We start from the raw sequence: 3,741 nt of genomic DNA, 5'->3' as shown, positions 1-3,741 counted from the left end.
CGCCCAAATAGGAAATAGATTTCGATAAAATGGACTTTTGGGATTGCCTGATTGTCCGGGAGTATTGATTCCGATGGTTTTTTCCCAATCCCCGGTATCTACTACAATTCGGAAGGAGGCACCGGAAGTGTTGTTGTCACCATACGCATTTGCTCCAAGTGAAAAACTGTACCCTCCTCTGGCAACTGGACCTGCATCTAATTTCTCTTTCCAATCTTCGGACAAGGCAGGACTCAATGGGTGTCTGAGATAGGCATGTTTATAAGAAGCCTGTCCGTATTGCCAGTTTTTGCTGTTTGTGCCAAGTTTTGTTTCAAGTTCCTGCAGCGCCAGCTCAAAGCAATTTGTGAGAAATTTATTTCTTTCATTAACCGGATTGCTTGTGAATAGCCTTTCCGGTTGTTCTATCCATTCTATCACACGGGTCATCTGTACAGTTCCCACCATGTCCCTCACTTCTTTCGGAACTGAAATTTCTTTTATTTTATCCCTGATTTTCCTTTCCCACATGACATAGATTCCTGCTTCAATGGAATTCTTTTCCAACTTATAGTCCCAATGAAGTATTAAATCCCGGAATTTACCTGCATCCTCTTTTTCAAAAACCAGGTCTTTCAAATAGGGCACCAAAGTTCTGGCAGGGAGGGACAGGTAATCATTCTGAAGCTTTCCCATATCTTCTACCGAAAAACCACTTCCTTTTCCCAATACTTCCCTGATTCGGTCCCCTCTGAAGGAATCAGCCCATTCATATCCCAATGCATTTTTGTGGGGATAGTTTTTTGGAGCAACATTTTGATTTGCAGTGGCGATGAATCCAGATTCAGGATTATAATCATGTGGTCTTTCCGCTATCGGTAGGTAGCCATCCCATTCCATACTTCCATCCCCTAAAGTTGCAACCAGACCGGAAAAACCGTTCCTGATCGGGGAGATGCCGGTTGCTTGCCAACCGATGTTTCCATTCCTGTCCGCCCAAATCATGTTTTCAGCCGGAATATGGTTATAGGTGCATGCATCTCTAAACTCCTCCCAGGTAGTAGATTGATTCATCCTCAAGCTTGCCAAATAGGGTGCACCACCTTTTTCCAGCCAGGCACATTGTACAGCGACTGCTTTTTTCAAGTCATGGTCTACAAAAGTTACAGGACCATGTAGGGTGTAAAAATGTTTCACTATTTCATCTGCATTGCCTTTTACCTTGATGGTGTCGGAAACTTCCTCCATTTCCAGCCATTTTCCTTTATGAAAATAAAGCTGTGGGTTATCTGGATGGATGTCATAGATGCGAAGGTCTTCATTGTCAGTCTCGAAGATAGTCAAGCCCCAAGCCCCGAATTGGTTGTGACCTATAGATATTCCAGGGATCACAGGTTCTCCACCTCCTACTACATCCCATCCTGGTGCGTGCAGATGAACCCAATATCTCAGGGAAGGAACAGCGATCAACCTATGAGGGTCATTGGCCATCATTGGGTAACCGCTTTCTGTCAATTTCCCACTGACTACCCAATTATTGCTTCCGATAGAAAATTTTTCTGTCTCCAGTGTTTCTTTTAATTCTGTTTCATAGTCGTCCAGTTGGGTTAGGAATAAACTTGAGCTGTTTCGGGCTTCTTGGATGATGTACTCAGGATAAAAGGCCATGCCTTTTCGAAAAGCATTATACGGAGCTAGAATGTCTTTAAACAGCAATTCCTCTGGGATGGATCCGTCTAAATCCAAAATAGGTTCGTTGGGATGGAAATAATAGATTTCCTTTGTTTTTTCTGGACCGATAAGGCTGACAACCCTACTGTAATTCAATTCATCTTTTACGTTTTGAAGCAAACCTTGATGACGGGAAATGACTACTTCCCAGGTCCAAAAATCAGGCAAAATGCCCAATAGTCTGAATTCGACCGGTAATGTTTGTGGGGATTGGAGGGCTTCTGCGATGTAGGCATTGATGCCTTCCACAAATGAGTCTACGATTACTTCGCCACGGGGATGGTAATGGGTCAATTCAGTTTTCTTGTCTCCTCGAAATTTGAATAGCCTTACTCCCTTGTCCCGATCAAGTTCTTTTTCTCCAAATATTTCAGCCATAGTCCCTGTAGCCTGTCTTCTCCATATTTCAAATTGAAACAAACGGTCTTTGGCAGCCATATAACCTTGGGTAAAAAAAAGGTCGTGTTCATTTTGTGCAAAAATATGGTTGATTCCGCTGCTGTCCCTGAATACTTCGACTTCTTGGCGAAGTTTTTTAAGACCAACCTGTTGGGAAAAAGCTTGATGATTTACAACGTAAAATAAGATTAGCGAAAAAAAATATATTGGGTTGTTTTGGGGTATTCTCATTTTCCTTGATTTCTAAAGTGGATGAAGCTTGACATACTGAAGCTTGTATGTCATTAATAAGTTCTGAAAATATTCTGAATCCAACAATTAAATTGGATAAACGGTCAAAACCATTCATCTTTATTTTTCAAATTGCTTACCAAACCAAAACCTTCCAATCATGAGAAATCTATGCATTTTGGCTTTTTCACTGCTATTGTTTGCAGCATGCCAAGCTCCCCAAAAAGAAGAAAAAATAATTGAAAAAGTAATCGAAAAGGAAATTGTTTCTATGGACAAATCACTGCGACACGTTGTTTTATTTAAGTTTAAAGATGGTACCTCAGAAGCAGACATCCAAAATGTGGTGGATGCTTTTACTGCACTTCCTTCCAAGATAGATGTGATCAAATCTATCGAATGGGGAACCAACAACAGCCCGGAAGGATTGGATCAAGGGTTTACCCATTGCTTTTTTCTAACTTTTGCTTCGGAAGAGGACAGGGATATTTATTTGCCACATCCTGACCATAAGGCCTTTGGTGCTGTTTTAGGGCCACATTTGGATAAAGTGTTGGTGGTGGATTATTGGACAAAATAGTCTGTTAGGGGCTTCAATAAAAAACTCCAACAGCCATTTTAGCTGTTGGAGTTTTTTTGTTTGGACTTAAAATATCTTTTTCAAAATCAGTTTTTATTCATTGGGAGTTCGGTATCAACTTCGCCTTTTCCTCCAATTTCGATGATTTCATAGACTACCAATTCGCTTGCACCTCTCCACGGTAAGGGATTGAGGTATTCTTTGTAACGAAGTTCTACAAATTTACCGCTTGCACGCTCGAGTTGCTCCACAAGTGCGTCATTCTGAACACTGAACCTAAACTCGTTGCTTTGAAGTGCGCCTGCTGTCGGACTTTGGAAACCTTCCTGTACAATCCGACCTTCCCAAGTTTTGAAGACATAGCCTTTTTTCTCAAAATAATTAAGCGTACCTCCTTTGACACCTTCACTGAATACAAAATAATATCTCCAATAAAATACTCCTGCCAAGATAATGATGAGGGCAAAAATGCCGATTTTTACAAATTTTTTCATGTTGGTTGGTTTTTAGATGCTTTAAGAATTACAGATAACATGTAATTTAAACAGGGAATATGAAATCCAATTTCTAATAAATGCTCCAATAAAACAATATTTAATTTTTGCATTTATATTAAAACACATCCAAAACCAAAAATCATTAATCCCTGAGCGTAGAAAGGTGAAGGCGCTAGGTGTAGATTCTATCTATACCTTTTTATTTAGTAGAATTTGTAATTCAAATTGCCAAGAATTACCTTTCGTTTGGTTGGTTGAATCCAATTACCTCCCGACAATTGTCGCGGATGGAAAAGATAAAAGGGTAGGACAAGGCGTTTGGAA

Annotated in this window: 3 protein-coding genes; 1 reads left to right on the top strand and 2 read right to left on the bottom strand. The window is 40.3% G+C overall.

The window, feature by feature from the left end; translation table 11 throughout:
- The coding region (locus ACZFYI_RS17115; RefSeq protein WP_462525345.1) for a penicillin acylase family protein at positions 1 to 2,340 on the bottom strand (2,340 nt) is incomplete at its 3' end.
- Between the two features lie 160 nt (positions 2,341 to 2,500).
- On the opposite strand from ACZFYI_RS17115, the gene ACZFYI_RS17110 reads away from it, so the two are divergent.
- Positions 2,501 to 2,920 (top strand): Dabb family protein, encoded by a 420-nt coding sequence (locus ACZFYI_RS17110; RefSeq protein ID WP_462525344.1) that lies wholly within the window; start codon positions 2,501 to 2,503, stop codon positions 2,918 to 2,920.
- A gap of 86 nt (positions 2,921 to 3,006) precedes the next feature.
- Here the strand turns inward: ACZFYI_RS17110 and ACZFYI_RS17105 are convergent, their stop codons facing one another.
- Positions 3,007 to 3,414 carry a hypothetical protein gene (locus ACZFYI_RS17105; protein ID WP_462525343.1) on the bottom strand — a complete coding sequence of 136 codons (408 nt, stop codon included), beginning with the start codon at positions 3,412 to 3,414 and terminating at the stop codon, positions 3,007 to 3,009.
- Positions 3,415 to 3,741 lie beyond the last annotated feature (327 nt).

The organism is Aquiflexum sp. (genome assembly GCF_977115555.1).
This window is presented reverse-complemented; position numbering and strand designations above follow the sequence as displayed.